At 47.2% G+C, this 21,735-nt stretch carries 24 protein-coding genes; 14 read left to right on the top strand and 10 right to left on the bottom strand.

Features of this window, described 5'->3' with window-relative positions:
- Nucleotides 1–3 precede the first annotated feature (3 nt).
- Nucleotides 4–294, top strand: coding sequence for a YcgL domain-containing protein (locus ACN0T0_RS11145; protein WP_417226057.1), 291 nt, complete (start codon nucleotides 4–6; stop codon nucleotides 292–294).
- Nucleotides 294–734 (top strand): YcgN family cysteine cluster protein, encoded by a 441-nt coding sequence (locus tag ACN0T0_RS11140; RefSeq protein ID WP_215952371.1) that lies wholly within the window; start codon nucleotides 294–296, stop codon nucleotides 732–734. The genes ACN0T0_RS11145 and ACN0T0_RS11140 overlap by 1 nt, the downstream gene beginning before the upstream one ends.
- Nucleotides 735–816: 82 nt before the next feature.
- Here the strand turns inward: ACN0T0_RS11140 and rpsA are convergent, their stop codons facing one another.
- The 3 genes from rpsA to ACN0T0_RS11125 all read right to left on the bottom strand — a co-directional run bounded on the left by rpsA (nucleotide 817) and on the right by ACN0T0_RS11125 (nucleotide 5,617).
- Complete coding sequence (gene rpsA / locus ACN0T0_RS11135) at nucleotides 817–2,496, bottom strand: 30S ribosomal protein S1 (RefSeq protein ID WP_417226055.1); 1,680 nt, start codon at nucleotides 2,494–2,496, stop codon at nucleotides 817–819.
- 245 nt (nucleotides 2,497–2,741) lie between these two features.
- Nucleotides 2,742–3,512 carry a hypothetical protein gene (locus ACN0T0_RS11130; protein ID WP_417226053.1) on the bottom strand — a complete coding sequence of 257 codons (771 nt, stop codon included), beginning with the start codon at nucleotides 3,510–3,512 and terminating at the stop codon, nucleotides 2,742–2,744.
- A 20-nt stretch (nucleotides 3,513–3,532) separates the two neighbouring features.
- The gene (locus tag ACN0T0_RS11125; RefSeq protein ID WP_417226051.1) at nucleotides 3,533–5,617 is read right to left on the bottom strand and encodes a carboxy terminal-processing peptidase; all 2,085 of its coding nucleotides are present in this window, start codon (nucleotides 5,615–5,617) and stop codon (nucleotides 3,533–3,535) included.
- Nucleotides 5,618–5,781: 164 nt separating this feature from the next.
- Between ACN0T0_RS11125 and ACN0T0_RS11120 the strand changes: the two genes are divergently transcribed.
- The 5 genes from ACN0T0_RS11120 (at nucleotide 5,782) to ACN0T0_RS11100 (ending at nucleotide 9,849) form a co-directional block, all read left to right on the top strand.
- Nucleotides 5,782–6,306, top strand: coding sequence for an FKBP-type peptidyl-prolyl cis-trans isomerase (locus tag ACN0T0_RS11120; RefSeq protein ID WP_417226204.1), 525 nt, complete (start codon nucleotides 5,782–5,784; stop codon nucleotides 6,304–6,306).
- Entirely contained in the window at nucleotides 6,306–7,601 is a 1,296-nt protein-coding gene (locus tag ACN0T0_RS11115; protein ID WP_417226202.1) for a M18 family aminopeptidase, read from the top strand. The genes ACN0T0_RS11120 and ACN0T0_RS11115 overlap by 1 nt, the downstream gene beginning before the upstream one ends.
- Before the next feature lie 325 nt (nucleotides 7,602–7,926).
- On the top strand, nucleotides 7,927–8,475 hold the full coding sequence (locus tag ACN0T0_RS11110) for an HPP family protein (RefSeq protein ID WP_417226049.1): 549 nt from the start codon (nucleotides 7,927–7,929) through the stop codon (nucleotides 8,473–8,475).
- A 58-nt stretch (nucleotides 8,476–8,533) separates the two neighbouring features.
- Nucleotides 8,534–8,749, top strand: coding sequence for a hypothetical protein (locus ACN0T0_RS11105; RefSeq protein ID WP_417226047.1), 216 nt, complete (start codon nucleotides 8,534–8,536; stop codon nucleotides 8,747–8,749).
- Between the two features lie 26 nt (nucleotides 8,750–8,775).
- Nucleotides 8,776–9,849: a mechanosensitive ion channel domain-containing protein gene (locus ACN0T0_RS11100; protein ID WP_417226045.1), complete on the top strand. Its 1,074-nt coding sequence runs from the start codon at nucleotides 8,776–8,778 to the stop codon at nucleotides 9,847–9,849.
- Between the two features lie 78 nt (nucleotides 9,850–9,927).
- On the opposite strand, the gene ACN0T0_RS11095 is transcribed toward ACN0T0_RS11100, so the two are convergent.
- Both ACN0T0_RS11095 and ACN0T0_RS11090 read right to left on the bottom strand, forming a co-directional pair.
- Nucleotides 9,928–10,143, bottom strand: a complete 216-nt coding sequence (locus ACN0T0_RS11095; RefSeq protein WP_417226043.1) for a dodecin — start codon at nucleotides 10,141–10,143, stop codon at nucleotides 9,928–9,930.
- 82 nt (nucleotides 10,144–10,225) lie between these two features.
- Nucleotides 10,226–10,813: a helix-turn-helix domain-containing protein gene (locus ACN0T0_RS11090; protein ID WP_417226041.1), complete on the bottom strand. Its 588-nt coding sequence runs from the start codon at nucleotides 10,811–10,813 to the stop codon at nucleotides 10,226–10,228.
- 114 nt (nucleotides 10,814–10,927) lie between these two features.
- Here ACN0T0_RS11090 and ACN0T0_RS11085 point away from each other — a divergent pair, with 114 nt between their 5' ends.
- Nucleotides 10,928–12,115, top strand: coding sequence for a benzoate/H(+) symporter BenE family transporter (locus tag ACN0T0_RS11085; protein WP_417226039.1), 1,188 nt, complete (start codon nucleotides 10,928–10,930; stop codon nucleotides 12,113–12,115).
- Nucleotides 12,116–12,155: 40 nt separating this feature from the next.
- Here ACN0T0_RS11085 and ACN0T0_RS11080 read toward each other — a convergent pair whose 3' ends face one another.
- The gene (locus ACN0T0_RS11080; RefSeq protein ID WP_417226037.1) at nucleotides 12,156–12,596 is read right to left on the bottom strand and encodes a MarR family winged helix-turn-helix transcriptional regulator; all 441 of its coding nucleotides are present in this window, start codon (nucleotides 12,594–12,596) and stop codon (nucleotides 12,156–12,158) included.
- Between the two features lie 98 nt (nucleotides 12,597–12,694).
- Here ACN0T0_RS11080 and ACN0T0_RS11075 point away from each other — a divergent pair, with 98 nt between their 5' ends.
- The 4 genes from ACN0T0_RS11075 (at nucleotide 12,695) to ACN0T0_RS11060 (ending at nucleotide 14,441) form a co-directional block, all read left to right on the top strand.
- A complete protein-coding gene (locus tag ACN0T0_RS11075; RefSeq protein WP_417226035.1) occupies nucleotides 12,695–13,165 on the top strand; it encodes a DUF2798 domain-containing protein in 471 nt (156 codons plus the stop codon).
- An 89-nt stretch (nucleotides 13,166–13,254) separates the two neighbouring features.
- Nucleotides 13,255–13,554, top strand: a complete 300-nt coding sequence (locus tag ACN0T0_RS11070) for a DUF3861 domain-containing protein (protein ID WP_417226033.1) — start codon at nucleotides 13,255–13,257, stop codon at nucleotides 13,552–13,554.
- Nucleotides 13,555–13,808: 254 nt separating this feature from the next.
- Nucleotides 13,809–13,985 carry a hypothetical protein gene (locus ACN0T0_RS11065; RefSeq protein ID WP_417226031.1) on the top strand — a complete coding sequence of 59 codons (177 nt, stop codon included), beginning with the start codon at nucleotides 13,809–13,811 and terminating at the stop codon, nucleotides 13,983–13,985.
- Between the two features lie 222 nt (nucleotides 13,986–14,207).
- A complete protein-coding gene (locus tag ACN0T0_RS11060; protein WP_417226029.1) occupies nucleotides 14,208–14,441 on the top strand; it encodes a hypothetical protein in 234 nt (77 codons plus the stop codon).
- A gap of 179 nt (nucleotides 14,442–14,620) precedes the next feature.
- Here the strand turns inward: ACN0T0_RS11060 and nfsB are convergent, their stop codons facing one another.
- From nfsB to ACN0T0_RS11045, 3 genes are all read right to left on the bottom strand, one after another.
- The gene (nfsB, locus tag ACN0T0_RS11055; RefSeq protein ID WP_417226027.1) at nucleotides 14,621–15,277 is read right to left on the bottom strand and encodes an oxygen-insensitive NAD(P)H nitroreductase; all 657 of its coding nucleotides are present in this window, start codon (nucleotides 15,275–15,277) and stop codon (nucleotides 14,621–14,623) included.
- 164 nt (nucleotides 15,278–15,441) lie between these two features.
- Nucleotides 15,442–16,065 (bottom strand): putative quinol monooxygenase, encoded by a 624-nt coding sequence (locus tag ACN0T0_RS11050; RefSeq protein ID WP_417226025.1) that lies wholly within the window; start codon nucleotides 16,063–16,065, stop codon nucleotides 15,442–15,444.
- Between the two features lie 27 nt (nucleotides 16,066–16,092).
- Nucleotides 16,093–17,106 (bottom strand): zinc-binding alcohol dehydrogenase family protein, encoded by a 1,014-nt coding sequence (locus tag ACN0T0_RS11045; protein ID WP_417226023.1) that lies wholly within the window; start codon nucleotides 17,104–17,106, stop codon nucleotides 16,093–16,095.
- Between the two features lie 168 nt (nucleotides 17,107–17,274).
- Here ACN0T0_RS11045 and ACN0T0_RS11040 point away from each other — a divergent pair, with 168 nt between their 5' ends.
- Nucleotides 17,275–18,189: a LysR family transcriptional regulator gene (locus tag ACN0T0_RS11040; RefSeq protein ID WP_417226021.1), complete on the top strand. Its 915-nt coding sequence runs from the start codon at nucleotides 17,275–17,277 to the stop codon at nucleotides 18,187–18,189.
- A gap of 159 nt (nucleotides 18,190–18,348) precedes the next feature.
- Nucleotides 18,349–20,514: a diguanylate cyclase domain-containing protein gene (locus ACN0T0_RS11035; protein WP_417226019.1), complete on the top strand. Its 2,166-nt coding sequence runs from the start codon at nucleotides 18,349–18,351 to the stop codon at nucleotides 20,512–20,514.
- Between the two features lie 451 nt (nucleotides 20,515–20,965).
- Here ACN0T0_RS11035 and ACN0T0_RS11030 read toward each other — a convergent pair whose 3' ends face one another.
- A complete protein-coding gene (locus ACN0T0_RS11030; RefSeq protein WP_417226018.1) occupies nucleotides 20,966–21,388 on the bottom strand; it encodes a YbaN family protein in 423 nt (140 codons plus the stop codon).
- Nucleotides 21,389–21,735: the final 347 nt, after the last annotated feature.

The following is a 21,735-nucleotide window of genomic DNA, read 5'->3' as shown; positions in this document are numbered from 1 at the left end:
TCTATGAAAAAGATTTGTAGTGTGTTTCGAAGCTCAAAAAAAGATGAAATGTATCTTTACGTTGATAAAACGGACAAGTTGAAGCGTGTGCCCGACACACTAAAAGAGATGTTTGGTGCGCCGATTCATGTGTTTGATATGCTGTTAACCCCTGAAAAAGAGTTGTCTCGGGTCGATGCGGCTAAGGTGTTGGATGATATCCGTGAAAAGGGCTATTTCCTGCAGATGCCGCCGCCTAAAGATGATTATCTACTCGATCTGTTTAAGGATCGTCCACAAACAGGTGTGCGTTAGTGGCTGATCAGGTATTTTGGCGTTCTAAAACCTTGCAGCAGATGTCCGAACCGGAGTGGGAATCACTCTGTGATGGTTGTTCACTGTGTTGTTTACATAAGCTTGAAGATGAAGATACCGGCCAGGTGCATTACACCAGTGTGGTTTGTCATCTATTGGATATGGAAACGTTGTACTGCACTCAGTATGAGAAACGTTGTTCGCTGGTGCCTCAGTGCGTCAAGCTGCACCCTGAAGATGTACAGGAATTTCATTGGTTGCCGCCGAGCTGCGCCTATCGTTTAGTGCATGAAGGTAAGGATCTTCCCGAGTGGCATCCGTTGGTGAGTGGACGTCGTGAATCGGTAAAAGAGGCGGGTGCTTCAGTGCTAGATTGGTATGAAATTACCGATGATAAGCTGAAAAGTGATGATGAGTATTTTGATTATCTGCTCGATTAATTAGTTTGTGAGTTAATCAGAAAAATAAAAAGGAGCGGGTGACGCTCCTTTTTTGATCAATTTAATTGCTAATTGACGCGTTTTACTTTTTAGCGGCCAATTGGGCTTTGATCAGATCGCCAATGGTGGTTGGTCCAGCGGTTTCAATTGGAGCATCCGCCATCGCTTTGATTGCGGCTTTTTCGTCGGCTTGATCCTTGGCTTTGATCGATAGGCTGATTGAGCGATTACGACGATCTTGGTTAATGATTTTCGCTTCGACTGTTTCGCCTACTTTAAACACTGTTGAGGCATCATCGATACGATCGATACTGATATCAGCGGCTTTCAGATAAGCTTCGATACCCTCAGCCAATTCGATGTTGGCTCCTTTCGCATCGACAGACTTAACGGTGCCGGTGACGATGGTATTTTTAGGGTGTGCCAACGTGTATTCAGAGAAAGCATCGCCTTGCAGCTGCTTGATACCCAGCGAGATACGCTCTTTCTCGGCATCGATCGAGAGTATCACCGTTTCGACCGCATCGCCTTTCTTGAATTCTCGCAGCGCCACTTCGGCATCAGTATCCCAAGTGATATCCGACATATGAACCAATCCGTCCAGGTCATTTTCTAGGCCAATGAAAATGCCGAAATCGGTGATGGTTTTAATCGCGCCGCTGACTTTATCGCCAGCAGAATGCTGTTCAGCGAAGGCTGTCCAAGGGTTGTTAGTGCACTGCTTGATACCCAGAGAGATACGCCGACGGTCTTCATCGACATCAAGAATCATCACTTCAATGGCATCGCCAACCTGAACCACTTTCGAGGGGTGTACGTTTTTATTAGTCCATGACATTTCTGATACGTGGACCAGACCTTCAACCCCATCTTCGATGGATGCAAAGCAGCCGTAATCGGTCAGGTTGGTCACCGTCGCCTGCACGACTGCGCCAGCGGGGTAGCGTGCTTTAATCGATGACCAAGGATCGCCGCTCAGCTGTTTTAAACCGAGAGATAGACGGTTAGTCTCTTTATCGAATTTGATGATCTTAACGGTGATCTCATCTCCAGGGGTAAGCATATCGCTTGGGTGGGCAATACGTTTCCAGGCCATATCGGTGATATGCAGTAGGCCGTCAACGCCGCCAAGGTCGATAAAGGCACCGTAGTTGGTTAGGTTCTTAACGTACCCCTTAACTTGCTGGCCCTCTTGTAATGTTGCCAGTAGTTCGTCCCGCTGGGCGCTGTTGGCTTCCTGTAGTACCGCACGACGGGAGACAACGATATTGTTGCGCTTAGGGTCTAGTTTGATCAGTTTAAATTCGAGTTCTTTACCTTCTAAGTGATCAATATCGCGAACTGGGCGAACATCGACTAAGGAGCCGGGTAGGAAGCCTTGAATGTTGTTTACATTAACGGTGAAGCCACCTTTAACCTTACCGTTGATATAACCTTTAACGGTTTCTTCAGCGTCAAAGGCGTTCTGCAGCACTTCCCAAGCTTCAGAGCGTTTGGCTTTCTCACGGGAGAGGCGGGTTTCGCCGTTACCGTCTTCAACACTTTCCAGTGAGACTTTAACCATATCGCCAACTTGAATTTCAAGCTCATTAGCATCGTTGAGAAACTGTTCGCGAGGGATGATCGCTTCAGATTTTAGACCGGCATTCACCGTGATCCAATCATGATCGATATCGAGGACTTCACCCATAACCAGGGTGCCGGGTTGCATATCGAGATGTTGTAGGGATTCTTCGAATAATTCAGCAAAGCTTTCGGACATATGTATTCCTGTAGGCTTGCCCTAAGGAAAGACAGGGCAGGCCGTGTTTACACCCGTACCATCAGCCCGATACAGGTCCGGTTTTGGTTATCCTGATGAGCGCTGTGGTGGCTGATAAAATGAGCGGCAGGCAAGAGGACAGGGGGCAAATTATACCGATTTTGCTTTTTTGGTAAAAGGGCCTGCATCCGCGAGAACTGGGTTGCAGGCTTATAGGTGTCGGTAGGTGGGGCGTTTTATCTGCTTCAGGCGTTAGGCGATAGGTAGCTTAAACGTTTTGCTAGCAGCGCTTGGCAGGGCTCGATAATCGCTTTGAGATCACTTTTAAGCCGACTGCTCATGAGTACGGTGGTCATGGTTTTGAAATATTCGACGACTTGCTGCTCTTCTTCCCGGTTGTTTGCGGCGATATCCATGCCGTCGCCAATACAGTAGGCATACACGGGTAAATGGCTATTGACGATGGTATCAATCTGGTCCTGATCGAGTAATAGCTTATGCATGGTCAGGTAGCGTTTGTACTCTTGGGCGGAGGCTGCCGCCATGCCTTTCAGTTGGTTACGAGAAAAACGCTTTGATTCTTCTTGGCTAGCCAACAGCTGTTTCATGCGGGTATGCACCGTGGATACTTCTTCATTGAAGGTGTGCGGTGCATAGCGCTCATTGGTCTGCTTGTAACGTTCGAGTTCGGCAATCTTCATATGCAGACTGCTAATCTCTTGGCGCATTTCACCCGCTTCTTCGATCAGTTTACTGCGTTCGTTTTTGAGGGTGACGATGATTCGTTGGGTAGGGCTCAATTCATCGTTGCCGATACTTGGGCTTCGATCAGTAGAGGATTGTGATGCGGTTGAGTCGAGTGGGATGACTAGCTCGCCAAAGCCCTCTACTTTTTTACGGTTTTCCTCATGCTGGGCGCTGATCAGGCTATAGATTAAATAGCCTGTCCCCGCCGAAATGATCAGCATGACGGGTATGCCGATCAAAAGACCTAATTTGAACTTGCTTAGCTGCATCGAACCTTACCCTTGGCAGATCAGTTTTTGATAGCGATATACTTATCCGTTAATTCAATCATATCGAGTAAGACGTTGCCGGTTTCTGTTAGCAGGGCTTCCTGCTCCGGACTGATGGTACGACCTTGAGAGTCTTTTTCAAGTAGATCATCGAGATCAGAGAGTTCATTGATTGTGGGTAATTGTTTCGCGGCCCGGCGTTTATTTTCTTGATCGAGTAGCCACTGTTCAGAGTCATTGCGCTCCGCCTTAATGGTGGCTTCGTTGAGCGATATCTGTTTATCCTGCTTGTTTTCATGCATACGCTTAATTTGTGCATCCATGAATAGGAAGTCGGGATTAAACTGTGTTCGTTCATGATGACGACGATTGAGTACCGGTAAAATGGTGCTGAAGTCGATATAACGCTGATGAGGAATTTCCGGCACGGTATCCCAGGGTAGAGCACCATCTAAGGCGCTTTCACCGATCAGATCCATATCATACATAGTCGGTAGGCTGACATCCGGGACAACCCCTTTATGCTGGGTGCTTTCACCGGATATGCGGTAAAACTTAGCATGGGTCAGTTTGATTTGGCCGTGATGTAATGGCGCGAGGGTTTGCACTGTACCTTTACCAAAGGTCTGGCTACCGACGATAAGGCCACGCTGATAATCCTGAATAGCGCCGGCAAAGATTTCCGATGCTGAGGCACTGAGTCGGTTAACTAGGACAGCCATTGGGCCGTTATACGCGACTCGAGGGTCTAGGTCGGCTTGAATATTAACGCGATTCAATGGGTCTCTGATTTGTACTGTCGGGCCTCGGCTGATAAATAGTCCTACCAGTTCGTTGGCCTCACGAAGTGAGCCGCCTCCGTTGTTGCGCAGATCGACGATCAAGCCATCAATTCCTTCGGCTTTTAGCTCGTTGATCAGCTTCGCCGTATCACGAGTGGTACTTTTATAGTTCGGGTCGCCACGCTGTAGGGCGGCAAAGTCGATATAAAAGGCCGGTATGCTGATGACGCCCAATTTATAGGGCTTGCCTTGATGGTCGATTTCGATGATTTTACTCTGAGCCGCTTGTTCTTCCAGCTTGACCTTATTACGGGTGATCTTAATGATTTTCTGGTGGGTGTCATCGCCATCAGCAGGGATAATGTTGAGTCGGACAACGCTATCTTTGGGGCCCCGAATCAGGTCTACGACCTCATCGAGACGCCAGCCAACGACATCTTCAATTTCACCATCTTCACCTTGGCCCACGCCCACAATCAGGTCAGCAGGTTTTAGCTGTCCGGCTTTATCGGCGGGGCCTGCCGGCACAAGACGTACAACTTTGGTGTTTTCATTCTCGCTTTGCAATACCGCGCCAATACCTTCGAGGGAAAGGCTCATGTTGATATTGAAGTTTTCCGATAGTCGGGGAGAAAAATACTGAGTATGTGGATCAAACTGCTTGGTTAGCGCATTGGCAAAGTTTTGAAACACATCTTCGTTGTTGGTTTGTGTCGCCCGATTAAGCTGGCTCTTATAGCGTTTTATCAATAACTCTTTGGCTTCATCGATACTCTTATCGGCGATTTTTAATCCTAAGAGAGCGCTTTTTAGGCGCTTGCGCCAAAACTCGTTCATCTGAGCTTCATCGGCGGGCCACTGGCTTTCTTCTCGATCGGTTTCAATGCTCTCATCGATGCTGAAGTCGACCTGGTAGTCAGGGCTTTCCAATGTGCTAACCAGTTTTTCTAGACGGTCTTGTGAGCGTTGCTGGTAGCGGTTGAAAATGCTGTAAGCGGCGGTTAGGTCACCACTGCGGATTTCATCATCAATCTGAGTGCGGTATTGTTGGAACTCATCAATATCGGACTGATAAAAGAATGCTTTCGAAGGGTCGAGGCTCTCTAAGTATTGATCCAATACTTTGCCGGAGAGTGTGTCATTGAGGGCAATGTTGTTATAGTGGCCCTGATTCAGTGAAGTGACAATATCGGTAATCGTCTGCTTATGAATGGGATCCGGCTGTAAAACAGGATTGGTTAGAGCACTCGCGGGAAGCGCTATCAACAGGCTCAGGGCAAGTGATGTGGTGAGCAAGCGACGTAATGGGCGTGTGTGTATCAAACTGTATGTTCCTGTTTTACGACTACATATAGACTCTGAGACAGACAAATGACCCGCTTGGTTCCGTAACTCAGAAAATCTGAGTGTAGTCTTGTCTCGTGCTGATGTAAAATCAACGGCTTATCCCTCGTTTATTAATTGAAGTAGGTACTACCATCGTGATTATGCGGGTTTTGAAGATTACGTTTTTATCGTTGTTAGTTACCATCGTCGCTGGTTGTGGCCAAAGTGAAGAGGAAAAACAGTTTCGCCAGGAGTTGCTTGATAAAGCATTGAATGATGAAACTAAACAGATGGGCACCCGTTTCCTCACTGAAAACGCACAACGAGAGGGCGTTATTGTGACCGATTCTGGGTTGCAATATGAGATATTAAAGGCCGCAGATGGGCCAAAACCACGGGTGTTAGACCGTGTTAAGGTGCGCTATACCGGTTGGACCGTGGATGGTGAGGTGTTTGAGAGCTCAGCGCAGAAAACTAAGCCGGCACTGTTTACGATTAAAGATGTGATTAAAGGTTGGCGCTTGGCGCTGCTTGAAATGTCACCGGGGGCGCGCTGGAAGATCTACCTGCCGTCTGAATTAGCTTATGGTGCCCGTAGCCCCGGTGGTATGGTGCCGGCCAATTCGGCCCTTATTTTTGAACTAGAGTTGTTAGAAATCCTGCCAGAGGAAAAGGTCGATCAATGATGCAAAAACATGACTTTAATAAGCAACTGTTTGAATTTCTCGCCGCATCGCCGACCCCATTTCATGCGGTTTACGAGATGCGAGCACGGTTACAGGAAGCTGGCTTTATTGAGCTTTTGGAACAGGATGTTTGGAATGTTAGGCCCGGTGGCCGGTATTTTATTGTACGTAATGAATCATCCATTATTGCTTGGACGCTGGCGGCGAATGCTGGTTTAACCCGTTCGGGTATTCGGATGGTCGGGGCGCACACCGATAGCCCCTGTTTGAAGGTGAAGCCGAACCCCGAAACCCAAAGTCAGGGATGCTTGCGGGTTGGTGTGGAAGTTTATGGTGGTGCCTTGCTCAATCCGTGGTTTGATCGTGACCTATCACTTGCTGGACGAGTTAATTACATTAATAACGATGGTGACATGGCCAGCGCTCTCGTTAATTTTGAACGCCCTGTGGCGGTGATACCTAACCTAGCCATTCACCTTAATCGGGATGTCAATCAAGGCTTGAATGTTAATCCACAAACCGATCTGCCGCCGATTATGGCGCAACTGGTTGGTGACGATAAAATTGAGCTGCGTGACATCCTTAAAAACGAGTTGTTGATGCACCACATCGATGATGTCGCAGAGATTCTTGATTATGAATTGAGCTTCTATGATGTGCAGATACCTGCCTATATCGGCTTAAATAATGAATTCTTTGCATCGGCTCGATTGGATAATCTTCTGAGCTGCTTTATCGGTATGCAGGCGTTGATTGAGTCTGATTCCGAACAGAGCTGTCTGCTGGTCTGTAACGATCATGAAGAGGTGGGTAGCATGAGCGCTGCAGGTGCACAGGGACCGATGCTGAAACAGTTACTTGAGCGTTTACAACCGGACCCCGAATCCCGTAGCCGGATGATTGCCAACTCAATGATGGTCTCCGTGGATAATGCCCATGCGGTGCACCCTAACTTTGCCGATAAACATGACGGTAATCATGGCCCGCGGATGAATGCCGGTGCGGTGATTAAAATTAATGCGAATCAGCGTTATGCCACCAACAGTGAAACTGCGTCGTTGTTTCGTCATATTGCTCGACAGGAAGGTGTGACATTGCAGTCCTTTGTTGTTCGCAGTGATATGGGTTGTGGTAGCACCATTGGTCCAATCACCGCTGCCGAGATCGGTGTGAAAACGGTTGATATTGGTGTGCCACAGCTGGCGATGCATTCGATTCGTGAGTTGGCCGGTAGTGATGATCCCGTCAGCTTAGCGAAAGTGTTGAAGCGTTATTATCAACAGGAGCAGGTGTAAGCTTTTATTACACCCCTGTTAACTTTCAGGCCGGGCGATAGCGATATCGTTCGGCTTGTTGCTTTTTACGTCCGATTTACCGGCTGCCTTGTGTTCTAACGGGCGCGGAAAGAAACCGTCTGTCATTGTTTACCGTCACCTTGTTCTATGCTCGCCTCTGAATCCAGTAGGTGAATGAATTTTGAGTTGACGTGAATTAATTTATTTAAGCTTCTCAGCGCGGTTTTGATAGAATGCCGCCACTTAAATCGTTTGGTAAAAATACCTTTGATCGTTGCCTATGCGGCATAGGCAAGGGCAAGCTGATGTGTTGGGTCGTATTAACATGAAGAACTATTTTGCGCGTATGAAAACTAAAGGGCAGTGCCCACCGCGTAAACCGCTTAAAAAGATTGTTTGGTCTTGGGTTGGGGCCTTTATGGGCATTCTCATTATCTCGGTCATGGGACGCGAACTGCACCATCTAGGGATGGATAATCTACTGTTGATTGGTTCATTTGGTGCATCTGCCGTACTGATTTATGGCGCGCCGTTAGCTGAGTTTTCTCAACCTCGTAACATTGTTGGTGGTCATGTGGTATCGGCATTGATCGGTGTAACGGTCTACCTCTTAATAGGTGATCAGTCGCTTTTTGCGGCTCCCTTGGCGGTATCTTTAGCGATCGTGGCGATGCATTTTACCCGCACGCTTCACCCGCCGGGCGGAGCCACTGCCCTGATTGCTATTATCGGCGGCGATAGTATCCATGCGATGGGCTATCTATATGTGGTGTCACCGATTCTCTCTGGGGCAATGGTGATGTTATTAGTGGCACTATTGGTCAACAATATGTCGCGTAATCCCGGGCGGCACTATCCGGTCTATTGGCTTTGATGCTTTCACGTTAAATTAGGGCGCGGCAGATGCCCGCATAATGGGGTATTCTATAGCCATGCAGCTTATTAAAATCACCGCCCCGATATTTAAATGCTTGGCTGATGAAGATGCCTTTTTTCAACGTTTGTCAGAGATTGATGGCTGTCATAAGGTGGTGGCTAGGGCTGCTTATATCAGCGTGACCATGGGTCATGTTGGCGAGGAAGCGTTGCCGACAATAGAGAATATCTGTGATATCTGGAATGTATCCTATACAGTCGTTAGCGATTGAGTCGAATAGTGCTGTCTGAGGGATTTATGGAACAACTGTCTGATCAGGTCATGGCCTTTATTCCGTTGTTTATCACGGTTGTGTTGGCTGTTCTATTGCTGCTGACACTGCATTGGTTGTTACTGGCGCGTCATCCCGAGATGGGGAATGAGCGTCGCTTGCCGCGGCAGTTGATTATGCTGGTACTGAGCTTGGCGGCGGCGGTGTTGATTGCCATTGCGTTACCGGTGAGTGTCAGCACCCGAAATCAGGTGATAGGGCTCATTGGTGTGCTGGTCTCCGGGGTGATTGCTTTTTCATCGACCACGGTGACCACTAACCTGATGGCGGGGTTAATGCTGCGAAATACACGGCCTTTCCGGGTGGGTGATTTTATTCGGGTGGGTGAGCACTTTGGCCGGGTGGCTGAGCGTGGCTTGCTAGATACCGAGATTCAAACCGAACATCGTGAATTAGTGTCACTGCCCAATACCTATTTGATTACCAATCCGGTGGAAGTGGTTTTATCGGATGGGGCAATTGTTTCGGTTACGCTATCTCTAGGGTATGACCTGCACCATGGCCAGGTAGAAAATTTACTGATCGAAGCGGCTGGCGAAGCCGGTTTAGCTGAACCTTTCTGTCAGATCGTCGAACTGGGCGATCATGCGATTACCTATCGGGTGAGTGGCTTACTTAGCGAAGTAAAAAGCTTGTTAACAACCCGCTCAAACCTGTACCGGGCAATTCTCGATACCTTACATGGCAATGATATTGAGATTGTCTCTCCAGGATTTATGAACCAGCGGCAGCTGTCAGAGACAACCAAAATATTGCCTAATTCGGTGATTAAAGCGGCTACCACTGAACTGTTTAAAGCGGAAGAGATTGTCTTTGATAAAGCTGAACAGGCCCAAGCTCGAGAAGAGAAAAAGCAGGAACTGAAAAGTGAAATAAAAGCATTAGGGGTACAGGCGAAAAGTGCTAGCGGTAATGATAAGCAGCGCATAACCGAGGTGATTAGCGAAAAAACCGAGCAAATGACATCTCTCGAACATCCAAAGCAAGATGAGGATGGCGAGCAGCAGGGTAGTGCGCCGCAACCATCATCGCCTAATTAAACCCCAGTGAATATTGTACGGCTTAACACTCTCCGCATCGGGGCTGACTTTTAGGCGATGATGGGGTGACGATTCAAATCAGCTCTTTTCCAGCCTAAAACCAACCTTGAGAGTGACCTGAAAATGCCCGATATGGCCATTGATGATATGACCTCGAGTTTCAATGACTTCGAACCAATCCATATGTTTGATGGTTTTGCTGCATTGTGCCAGCGCATTACGAATCGCATCATCAGAGCTGATGGGTGACGAGCCGACTATTTCTATCTTTCTATAGGTGTGATGATTAGACATATTGTTCGCTACCCTCATGGTTTATACCGGTTAATTTAAGGGTAGCTTAAAAGTAGCGATAGGGCAGATGCCGAATGACAAATCAATCGGTTGAGGGGGAATCAACGATTGGCTGCCCATAGTGGATGATATTGTGAAAAACAGCAGCGTGATCAGCGCTGTTGCGATAACCGTGGGGTTTGTCCGCCGCAAAACGTATCGCCTCCCCTTGGGTTAACGTTAGCCATTCATCGTTAATAAGCAGTTGGATCGTGCCGCTAATGACCACCACATGTTCGGTTACGCCGGGGCGATGAGCCTCTGACAGTCGTTCGACACCAGCATCGAGGATGAATTCAAACATCTCAAACCCCATATTAGGATCATAGGGAAAAATGGGCGGCACGGGTGCATTATCACTGGCTAGGTATTTGTGGTCTGCCAGTATCGGTGGAATGACCGTGGCATCGCTATTGGCCGATAAGGGGTCGATTAAACTCGATAATGAGATATTAAAACCACTGGCGATTTTCCATAGGGTGGTAATGGTTGGGCTGGACTCCCCACGTTCGATCTGCCCAAGCATCGCTTTGCTCACTCCGGTTTCATTGGCGGTGCGATCGAGGCTCCATTTTTTTTGCTGACGCTGTTGCTTCAAGTGTTTGGCGAGGTTCTGATTAATTTCTTGCACAGATAAATTCCCAATGGCTAGATTTCTGTTGTGCGCTATAGCGCACAATGATACGCTTTTGGTCTTGGGCGTTATAGCGCACAAGTAATGAATTAAGTGTAAGGGGTTGTTCGGATGGGATCAATCATGGGTCGCTCAAAACGCTGTGGCTTCTTTAGCCTGTCGCATATATCCGCTGGTTTTGTTGCGGTTTTGGTGGGTTATACCAGTTCGGCAGTGATTATCTTTCAGGCTGCGGCCGCCGCCGGTGCCTCAGCGGTAGAAATGAGTTCGTGGTTATGGGCGCTAGGTATTGGCATGGGGCTGACCAGTATCGGTTTATCGGTCTATTTTCGCACCCCTATTTTGACCGCATGGTCGACCCCCGGTGCTGCGTTGTTGGTCACGGCATTATCCGGTGTGCCGCTTAATGAAGCGATTGGGTTATTTATGTTCAGCTCGGCGTTGATTCTGGTATGCGGTATTACCGGTTGGTTTGAAAAGATCATGCATCATGTGCCGATGCCGTTGGCCGGGGCGATGTTGGCGGGGGTTTTACTGCAGTTTGGCCTCGATCTATTTACGGTAATGGCAACTAACTTATTACTCGTGGGGCTGATGCTAACGGCGTTCCTGCTGATTAAGATTACCTTGCCGCGCTATACGATTCCGTTGGTATTGCTGATCGGTACGCTGGTGGCTTTCTTTCAGGGGCAATTGAATCTAGAGGTTCTGCAGTGGCAGTTATCGACTCCCGTATGGGTGACCCCGGTATTTGATCCACAAAGTATCATCGGTGTTGGCATTCCTCTGTTTATTATCACGATGGCCTCTCAGAACGTCCCCGGTGTCGCGGTGATGCGGGCCAACGGGTATGACACTCCTGTTTCACCATTATTGACCTGGACCGGCTTAACCGGTGTGCTATTAGCGCCATTGGGTGGCTTCTCCTTTAATCTAGCGGCCATTACCGCCGCTATCTGTATGGGTGATGAAGCAGGGCATGACCCGCGCAAACGTTATTTAGCGGCGGTCTGGGCAGGTGGTTTTTACTTGCTGACGGGCTTGTTTGGTTCGACCATTGCCGCGTTGTTTATGGCTTTCCCTGAAGCATTAGTGAGGGCGGCTGCTGGTCTGGCGTTGCTGAGTACTATTGGTAATAGCTTGTCGGCGGCACTGGCCGATCCAAGTCAGAGAGACGCGGCTCTATTAACCTTCTTGGTGACCGCCTCGGGATTGAATCTGTGGGGTATCAGTAGTGCCTTTTGGGGATTGTGTCTTGGTCTGATCGCTTATTACCTACAGCGCGGTGATCGGGCTTAGTTTAGCGGTTTTAGGTTTGCGATGAATGTCGCAAGGGCGACTAGTGCGAGTCGCTTGTGGGATGAAGGTTGTTAGCCATGATGCCTGAAAGACGCTGAAATTCCGCTAGCTCTTCTGACGTAAGTCCCTCGGTCATCACCTGCACCGTTTTGGCATCAATATCGATAATCTCTTTGATAACGGCAATACCAGCATCTGTAGGGCATAAGTAATGACTGCGTTTGTCGTTCGGGTTGGGCATTCGGGTAATAAACCCCCGTTCAATCAAGGTGTTAACCAAGCGTGTTACCTGGGCTTTATCGCGTCCGAGAAAGCTGGCGATATCAATGGCGGTGCAGGGCTTTTTACGATGGATAATCTTGATGACACGGACATGCATGGGGGTGATACCCAAGTTGAGTTGCTCGGTCTGTTGGTGTAACTGACGCTTTAATCCATGGACTAAGTGAAACAGGCTTTCTAATGATGATTGATCAGACATAAAGAATCTCTGCGCAAGTAGTTGACAAGGTCAACCATATTAAATATAGTTGCCATTATCAACTATATTTGCATTTGTATCAAGACAGGAGAGCTATCTTGAGCGCACACACCGATTCAATATCGAAAACACCGCTGATCTATAAGGTGCTGGTGGTACTCAGTATCATGAGTGTGATGGGCGGATCATTAACCGGAGTGATGACCTATATGAATGTTGGCTACGCGAATACTTTTTATAGCGATTGGCTGAGTTCATTTTTAGCCGCCTTCATTCTGATGCCGGCAGGATTTTTGCTGATGGGACTGATCACTAAGCTTGTTGCACAGTGGCTGCCAAACACCAATGCCCATACCCGTAACTTGGTTGCAGGCGGGGTGATGGCTTGCATCATGGAGTCAATGATGGCGTTTAGTACCACCGCCAATACCCTTGGGTTTTCGAGTTCGGCTGAGTTTATGACCGGCTGGCTATTCAGTTTTTTAGCAGCGCTACCTTTAGGCTTAACCTTAATGGTTGTTATGTCGTTGACGGTTAAACCCAAAATTGAGCTTTATTTAAAGAGTTAAGTGTCTGTTTAACCAAAGTATTAAACACCGTTATCGAAGCGTGAGCACTTGTTGGCCCGTTATACGATGACGAACTTATAGAGATAACGATGATGAAGAAACAGCACCTGTACAAAATAAGCATTGATCACATTCAAAACGCGGATGGTTCTGTGCCTGAAGATGACATTTGTGAATTTGAATTTTCAAGCCATGATGAGCTGTTTGAGATCATCGAAAAACTAAAAAGCAGAGCGGATGTGGGTCCTGAAAATGCGGCCCCGCTGGGGCTGGGCATTAAGTTATTTGGCGGCATGATGTTGGCCAATAAAAAACACGACCTATTTGTTAATTTGCTGCCACATTTTGCTGCCTTTATGAAAAATCTAAAACAGCAAAAAACAGAGTGATTTCTGGTAAAAACAAACAATTCGCTAGAATTCTAAAAAAGCAAAACGGAGTCACCCGAGTAATACTATTTTTCAGTCTATTTGTTTTACTGTATAGGCCTTGAACGTTACGTTTTTGAGGTTTATTCGTTAATGAATAATACCAATAAGGCCTTGCTTTAATTAAAAGCATCTTGCCTGCAGGGTAAATATACGCACGGAGAGGGCAAAAAAATGGTAAGATGTTTAGTTCACCATTCAACGGAGTGCTTTTTATGGCAGTAAAGTCTAAAAAAACAGCGGCAAATGAAACCCATGATTCTATTGCTGAGCAGACAGCCGCCTTCTTAAAGGCCGGTGGTGAAATCCAAAAAATCGATAAGGGTGTTTCTGGCCGTGAAAATAACGGTGGCCCACGTCATATCGTACTAGGTAAGGCATCTCCTCGATAGTATTGTTTGCCGATTGACTTTTCGCGCTCCTGTTATTCGTTTTGATCTTAGTGCCCGAACTGGCTGTATGGCGGTAGATCGTTTGCAGTAGGGCGCGCGCATTTTAACGCCTAGCCTATCAGAATAGCCTTGCTAATATTCTGAACTCTTTTCTCGTTTTCACTCTGCCGTTTCCACGGCGGTTTTTCGTTATCTGCTTATCGGTTTTCGGAGCAGAATTTTATGACTGAAGCAGACATTATATTTATGACCACTAAAGCATTTACGCTCCAACGCATCTGTAATTTTGCGGGCAAGACTTTTGACCCTAATTCGGATGAACAGGTGAACGAAGTTTTACGCAACAAATTTAATATATCTCTACCGCAACGCCGGCGGATGGATGAAGCGATGGAAGCGGTCGCTAGCGATCACGACATTATTGGCTTGATTTTGCAGTACCGCTCGATGGCTTGAATGGCATTCTCTTTTGTTAGCGATGTATAGCACAGTTTAGACTGCGTATTTAGGTTGCTTTTTAGATGAGCGGTTTTATTAGAGCAGGCTTATCTAACGGTGATTTTAGAAAAGCCTGACGAGTATTGATGAGCAAGATATCAGCTTGATCTCATTAGCGAATGGATCGCACTCCAGGTTTAAGACAGCAGGGTAAATATCTCGTCTTCCGGCAATCTTGATTTAGGCAGCTCTGCATTGAAGTCTGTTTGATGACGATAGCCGAGGGCTATCACGGCGAGTGCGGTATAACCTTTTTCGAGCAACCCAAACTCTTCGTTGAGTGCTTTAGTGTCAATCCCTTCAATGGGCACCGCATCAATTCCCAGCGCTCCGGCGCCGAGGAGTACCGTGCCCATATTCAGATAGACCTGTTTCTCCATCCAATGCTGTGCATCTTTTAGTTCGAAGCGGTGTAGATTGACAAACATTGTGCGTCCATTATTCACGCCCTCTTTAAAGGCGGGCTCGGCAAAACGTCCGTCATCATCCTCTACCGTCAGCAGGTGCTGCATATAGGCGTCATCAATATTGGTTTTGGCGCAAAATAGAATGACGTGGGAAGCGTTCATCACTTTCGCTTCATTAAAAGAGAAAGCACCCTGAGTGCCTGCGCTGATGCGCTTGCGCGTTTCCGTAGAATCGGCAATGACAAAGTGCCATGGCTGAGAATTGACGCTAGAAGGGCTGTAGCGCAACAGCTCTTTAATCTGCATAAACAGTTCGTCGGGAATGGTTTTGCTGTTATCAAACTCTTTGGTGGCATAACGAGACTTGATAATGTCAGTCAAGTTCATTTTTCTATCTCCAGATTTCAAACGGTTTTGAGTGGTTGGTTTTATTGCCGAACCACTCAAAAATAATGTGTATAGAGTAACATAAATTGACGTGTGATTTACTCAATGAAATGGTGTTAGTCTTTGTTGTTAAAGGATTTATATGCCTTTGTAATGTTTGCTGTTTATAGCAGGGTTACAAAATTCATATATTGTTCCAGTTCACCGATAACACACTCTTCCATTAATGCGCCGGTTTCCATGGCGTAAGGCTGTTTGAAGTGTATATCCCAAACGTCGGATTCTTTGCGCCAATGCTCATAGACAACCAAGGTTTCATCATCCCCTTCGACCGTGTAAAGATCGAACAGTAAGCAGCCGTCTTCGGTACGGGTATGGCTAATATGTTTTTTGAACTGTTGGATCAGCTTTGCACGGCTGCCGGGCTTAATCTTAAAGATGAAAAAGATATTAAATAACGGGTCTTCCGGGTTAGCCTGTTTTAATGCAATAGGGGCTGGCTGAGTATCATTGACGCTAAACACTTCAATGGGTTTATGCTGCGCTTGTTGCGCCAGTGCAAGCAGCTCTTTTGTGTAGGGCTGCTGCATATGAGTCGCTAATGCGGCCTCATCTTGCCAACGGTCGTAGGCAAAAAATAGATTGGGGTTAGCATTATCCCGATAGAGTCGCATTTCAAGGTTGCCGGGTTCCTGTGCAACGCCTTTTTTATTCACAGCTAGGGCGGTGGTAAATGCTGCGTTGAACTCTGGTTTAATTGAAAATTTGATAATTTGAGTAAAAGCCATGATGACTCTCCTGGTGAAATTAGATGTTTAGAAGCCTTCGAGTACGATTTTTCCCCGCGCTTTACCCGTTTCAAGCTGTGCGTGCACTTTCTTCAAATTATCAGCATTAATGCGGCCGGCGATTTCGGTTAGTGTCGTTTTGATTTTTCCTGCATCAATCAGTTCTGCGACTTTGCTTAATAGCTGGTGCTGGGCGGCAATATCGCTGGTACCAAACAAGGAGCGGGTAAACATCAATTCAAAGTGCACGGAGATCGATTTCATGACAAAGGGCTGGCTGGCAAAGGCTTCGACTTCATCGGTTAAACTGAAGCGTCCCTGTGGTGCGATCAACTCAGCGATATCTGCTAGGTGATGTTGACGGTGGTTGGTTGAAAATACAAAACCAGGCGCGCCTAACCCTAATGCTTCAATTTGTGGCGCCATCGGTTTACTGTGATCAATAACATGATGGGCGCCTAGCTCTTCCACCCAGGCTTGTGTCTCAGGGCGTGACACGGTGGTGATAATAGTCATGTCAGTCAGGGCGCGTAACAATTGAATCGCAATGGAGCCAACGCCACCGGCGCCACCAATAATCAAGATTAGCTTGCCGCCCTGAGTGGTTGGACGGGTGACATCTAAGCGATCAAATAATGCTTCCCACGCGGTAATGCTTGTCAGCGGCATCGCCGCTGCTTCTGCATGGCTGAGACTGGTGGGCTTTTTCGCTACGATACGTTCATCTACCAGATGGTATTCGCTGTTTGTACCTGGCCGAATCATGGAGCCGGCATAGAAAACTTGATCGCCTACTTGAACGTTTTGCACCGCTTCACCGACCGCATCTACCACCCCCGAGGCATCATAGCCTAAGACATTCCAGCCGCCCTCAGGAGCGGGCATACCCTGTCGGATTTTATAGTCAACGGGATTAACGGATACGGCCTGAATCTTAACTCGTAGGTCTTTGCCTTGTGGTATTGGCTGGTCGAGGCTGATATCGACGAGGGCTTCTTGACGGTCGATACTGCCGGGGGTTTGATATCCAATTGCTTTCATGGGACGCCTCATCTAGGTGTAAACGGTTGACTGGTTTGGTCTTGCTTATATGAGGCTTATGTTAGCTGTCCCGTTTTCAATGATCATCTAGCTAGATCAGGATTGATTTTCCTGTTTTTCGGGATAGTATGAGGGGAATAACGATCTATCTGTTGAGCGGAGTCAGTCTTGGATCTGGATTTAAAAACCTTAGCGTTATTTGTGCGTATTACTTCACTCGGCGCTATTGGTCGAGCAGGGGAGGAGTTTGGTCTATCGTCAACGAATGCCAGTCAGCGGATACAGGCCTTGGAGGCGACATTAGGGGTTAAGTTGTTTCATCGAACCACGCGGGTCGTTACTTTAACCCATGATGGGCAGGTGTTTTTAGAGCATGCCAAACGTATTTTGGATAATGTGGAGGAAACCTGGAACGTTTTTAAGGGGGACGCCGATAAAGTTCAGGGTAAAATTCGCTTAACGGTGTCGGCCTCCTATGGGCGTATTTATCTAGTCCCTTTTATTCCTGAGTTGTTAGCCAAGTATCCTTACTTACAAATTGAGATCGATTTTACTGATAAAACCATCGATATTGTCGAGGAGGGATACGATATCGCCTTTCGTATGCATGCGCTCGACTCGACCAGTTTATTGGCCCGGCGCATAGCCGATAATCCGATGATCTTAGTGGCCTCGCCGGGGTATCTGGAGCAGGCGGGTTATCCTCAAACACCGGCGGAGCTTGCTCAGCACCGCTGCATTCCGTTTGCCAAATCAAACCACTGGCGCTTTAAGGATAAAGTGGGTGAAACCCATGAGGTATCGGTTTCGGGCCCTATTAATGCTAACTGGGGTGATGCAATTGCCGATCTAGTGGAAGCTGATATGGGCATAGGGATGGCTTCGTTATGGCATGTGGGCCCTGCGGTGAAGGCGGGAAGAGTGATGCCTGTATTAACTGATTATAAGGTTTGGCCCGAAACCCGTATCTGGGCCGTCCGCCCACCGGGTCGGTTAACGCCGGTGCGGGTAAAGGTGTTTTTAGATTTTATTGAAGAGGTGATACGTAAAACGAATATTGAGCGCTATGGGGATTTATTATAGTACTCATTAGGTTAGCCTAGCTGGCTGCAAGTTAACTAAGGCAAAAACAGGTCATTCGCCAAAGGTCTGCTAGACTAAAAGCGGTTATACAGACAACTCTCACTGTGTCACTGTACACACTGATTAGTTCTCATTTCTCTTACGGAGTGCCGCTAGCGTTTGAATGTTGAACCCCACCTGAGTAAAAGTAAGTATTTGTTCTGCTTTTTACTCTATATTGGATCGGCCTGTGTGTTCGCGATTTTTAGTCCACAGGCCCAAATCGTCTCTTTATGGCCTCCAGCCGGTGTTGCGTTGGTAGGGTGTTTGCTGTTTGGTTATCGCTTTTTACCCGCATTATTTGTAGGCTCTTTGCTGTTCAATTCCGGCTCTGCTGTATGGCATGAAGGGGCGCTCAGTCTTACAGTGCTAAAGGCCTCTGCTTTGATTGCTGTTGGATCGATTATTCAAGCATGGGTCAATGTCCGCTTGTTACGGTATTTCCACATCAATATCGTGGATGCTCCATCGTATGCACAGGTGTCGTTTTTTATCTTAATTGCTTTGGGCTGCTGTTTGATCAGTGCGGCTATTGGTAATGCGAGCTTGGCCTATTTCTATGGTGAAGTAGGACAGCGGCAGATTGATTGGAGCAATTTGTTAACCTGGTGGGGTGGTGATTTTCTCGGGGTCATTTTGGTGGCACCTTTGTTGTTGGGGTTACTCTTTCGACTGCCGGGAAAGTCTGATCCGAAACGGTTGTTGAGATCTTTATCGATGCCGCTCTTGATTATTATTGCCGCGTTTCAGATGACACAGCAGTTTTTTGGCGACTCGATTGTCACGAATATGGAAAATAACTTCATCTTAAAAGCTGAAGCGCTGGAGAATAACTTTAAGCGGGATGTGGATAGTTATACCGATGCACTGGATCAGTTAACGGTCTGGGTGGCACATCAAGAGCAGGTTAATAAAGATGATTTTTTGACCTATAGCCAACAGTTGATGGTGGATTTGCCAGGCATTAAGGGTATCTCTTGGAATCCGCTAATTAAGCCTAATGAGGTGGCCGCCTTTGAACATAATATGCAGCAAAATTATCCTGATTTTAAGGTAAAGGGGACGCCGTTAGCACCGGCCGATCCACTGGTCGTCGTACAGTATATTCAACCCTTAGCGTCCAACGAGGAGGCGTTAGGCTATAACGTGTACTCTCATCCAGTCCGTAAAAAAAGTATGCAGATGGCTAAGAACCTGCGTACCAACATCGCCACGGATATTATTCAACTGGTGCAGCTTGAGAAAAATGATCCGGGATTTTTGATTTTCTCGCCGGTGTTTCAGTCGGTTGATCCGACGGACGATTCGATGGGAAGTTATGATTCGTTAAAAGGATTTGTAGTTGGAGGCTTCCAAGTGTCGGCGATCCTTGATCGCAGTATTAGGCTCAACGTGCAGAAGTATATGGGTCTGTATATCTACGAAAACGGCAACCCTGCCGAAAAGGTGTATGGCGATATCGGTATTTTGGCTGCTATTGAGGCAGAGGAAGGGCTCAATCATCAATTTATTATGAAGTCCGCTCAGCATGAGTGGACCTTTAATCTACATGTGCCTAAAAGTGCGATAACGGCGCTGCAGGTTAACGATATGTTGAGCTTTCTAGCGGTGCAGGTGTTGTTTGGTGTATTGGCCGTACTGATTACACTGTCGGCCTTTGGTTATCATGAGCGGCTGAGCCGTTTGGTTGATAGCCGAACCGAAGAGTTAAAGCGGGTGAATGATCAACTGCATCATTATGCTTTTTATGATTCCTTGACCGGCTTACCGAATAGACGTCTGTTTCTTGATCGCTTGAAACAGGCATTAGCACTGTGTCAGCGTAATAAGAGTGAGCTTGCTCTGCTATATATGGATCTCAACGGTTTTAAAATTGTTAATGATAGCTTGGGTCATGAGCAGGGTGATCGGTTACTCATCGAAGTGAGTCGACGTTTCGATGCGGTCTTACGGCATAGCGATACGCTGGCACGTTTAGGCGGAGATGAATTTACCCTGCTTTTACCGGATAACCCAGATCAAAGCGATATCATGTCAATTGTGAATAAGCTGACCGAATGTCTAAAAGAACCGATCATATTAGGCGATACCAGCTTAGTGATTGAGAACAGTATCGGCGTGGCGATCTTTCCAAAAGATGGGCAGACGCTCGTTGAACTAATGGCCGCCGCAGACACGGCGATGTATGCCGCTAAAAAGCAGTCTGATGCGGTGTGTTTTTATACCGAAAACCTGAAGACGAAAGCGAGTTTTACCACTGTCCATGAGCTTGAAAATGGGGCCTGATATGGTCGGGCGTTACGCACGCTGAGTCAAAGTAGCATTTTAAATGCTAAAAGGTTGAGCTCATAGGGTTGAAAAAAGGCTGAGGGTTGCCCCCCCAGCCTTTTTTCGTTTTTTATCTGTTTGATCGCGGCGTATAGCGCTTATGCCGCGATACTTTGTTCCCGTAATCTTTTTGCCGTCGCGATTATGTTGATCAAACGGGTAGCAACCTATCCCAACCACGGGTTTTGATCTATAGGCGTTCTGCCGGAATCAGTGTGTTTTTTCTGCTGTTTAATAGCGCGTTCTGTCTATGGCAGGCCTCGTTCATCATCTTCTCCTGTTGATCCTTGGATGTAACGGTTGTTTTAACGAGTGCTAATGATGGCTTTCCGTTATGGCGGAGCGAAGAGGTGAACCGAGAGGTGAGTATTAGGGTATTGCATTTGGCGAGAGATGCTAGCAGTTAGTTTTAATCGTCGGCTTTAGCCAGTGGGTTATCGAGTGTGGGTTTGGCAGAAGATTGTTCTGATGGCCGACTCCACACATACCAAAGGGCAAAGACAACGGTAGTGGCAGCCAACGCTTTTAAGCCGGGATGGAACGGTAGAAAGATTAGTGGGTAGCTGATCATGGTTAACATCATGGCAGTGGAAAATAGCTTTGCCTTGAAGGGAATGACCCCGTGTTCTTCCCAATCACGAATGAAATGACCGAACATCGGTTGGTTAAGCAGATATTGATGCAGTCGTTCAGAGCTGCGGGAAAAGCAAAACGCCGCCAGCAGCAGAAAAGGGGTCGTAGGAATTAACGGCAGTAACAAACCGATAATGCCCAGCAGAACGAATATAAAACCGCCTAGCAGATAAAGCGTTCGGATCAGCGTGTGGCGCACATCACAACCTCAATGGTCTGTATTGGATTATCCTAACAGGTCTGTGGTTAAGGTATCGAACGGATTGCGATCAGGCAATAGATATCTTTAATGGGCCGCTGTTCGTCTGCTTATAGCTGAGATGGCTGACAGGTGTTAGGGTGGAATGCTATGACTAAACTGCTATGAATAGGCTGTCATTTCACCTCCCCCGGTTGGGGCATATACGCTAAAGAGGGGCGGGGGGTAATATCAGTAGATGGATAAAATTAGGATTATCGAAGGCCGGATGATACTTGATTTTGTAAAAAATAATGAACAATATACGGTTTTGATTCTAGTCGGTTCAGTGTTGTTGGCTGACTATA

The organism is Amphritea sp., assembly GCF_048266285.1.
In the GTDB taxonomy this organism is placed as follows: domain Bacteria; phylum Pseudomonadota; class Gammaproteobacteria; order Pseudomonadales; family Balneatricaceae; genus Amphritea.
Note: the sequence above shows the minus strand (reverse complement) of the source record. Positions and strands in the feature narration are given on the sequence as shown.